Source organism: Spirulina sp. CCY15215, from assembly GCF_016888125.1.
Lineage (GTDB): Bacteria > Cyanobacteriota > Cyanobacteriia > Cyanobacteriales > Spirulinaceae > CCY15215.
On record NZ_JACSWA010000220.1, the window covers coordinates 1 to 272 of the forward strand.

Sequence of the window (272 nt, forward strand, 5' to 3'; positions counted from 1 at the left end):
TTGGGATAAAATAATGCTAATTCTCCCTCTATCCTACTAAACTTTATTCCTAAACGCGGACTTTCCCAGCCCTCCATTTGCGAAATAACTTCTAATTTCTTCCCTTTTCTCAACCATCCTTGCAAGCGATTCTTCTTCGGATCGTACAAGTAATATTCTTCAATTCCATGTTGTTGATAAAAATTGAATTTTGTCTCCATATCTTTTTTCTTGTTCCCAGGAGATAGGATTTCAAATGCGACTTGTGGGGCGATATTTTCCTCTTCCCATTG

1 protein-coding gene is annotated in these 272 nt (G+C 37.5%); it reads right to left on the minus strand.

Annotation, left to right across the window (positions count from 1 at the left end; all coding sequences use genetic code 11):
- A partial coding sequence (locus tag JUI58_RS01380) for a Uma2 family endonuclease (protein WP_348539812.1) occupies positions 1-254 on the minus strand: 254 nt, incomplete at its 3' end.
- Between the last annotated feature and the right edge of the window lie 18 nt (positions 255-272).